Below are 612 nucleotides of genomic sequence, written 5' to 3'. Positions count from 1 at the left end.
ACCTTGCTCTGCCAAGGTTTGGTTGGTATAATACTCCACTGTATAACTACTCGCTGGTAGCGGTTGTTGGGACAAGACTGCTGCTGTTCTTATGGTTAAATCCACTGTCATTTGACCATTCTGGTTATTGGCATTGGTATCACATACCGTAATGTCGTCTAAATCGATTGGTGCAACTGGACTTGGGTTAACTTCTAACGTTATTGGCATCACACTAAAACAGCCCGTAACTGGATTTTCTGCTCGTACATATAGAATTTGTACAAACGGATTTATGTTAGTATAAGCCGTTGTCGATAAAGCATTGGTTCCTTGTTGTGCATTGGTCAGCGTTTCGTGGAACGTGATGGTGTAAACTTCGCCTCCTAATATATCGGCTTCTAAAGTCGATAAAATGAAGTCCGCAAAACCGTCTTGGTTGTCATCACATATCGTGTATGGTGTGGTTGGTGGTATTGGTTCTGGCAATGGTTCTACTCGAATGTCCATCGTAGATACAACATAACAAAGCGTAGCATCGTTTGTAATACGAATTCCTAACGTTTGAACGTATATATCGTTATTTTGGTAATTTAAGTTCGTGATCGCATTGGTATCGTTTAACGCATCAAT

General features: G+C 40.7%; 1 protein-coding gene. It reads right to left on the bottom strand.

All coding sequences use genetic code 11. The features are described from left to right. A partial coding sequence (locus IAI56_RS15885) for a hypothetical protein (RefSeq protein WP_187658781.1) occupies window positions 1–612 on the bottom strand: 612 nt, incomplete at both ends.

It is taken from the genome of Flavobacterium macrobrachii (assembly GCF_014486675.1).
Lineage (GTDB): Bacteria > Bacteroidota > Bacteroidia > Flavobacteriales > Flavobacteriaceae > Flavobacterium > Flavobacterium macrobrachii.
The sequence above is the reverse complement of the archived record's forward strand: the minus strand, read 5'-3'. Positions and strand labels throughout refer to the sequence as shown.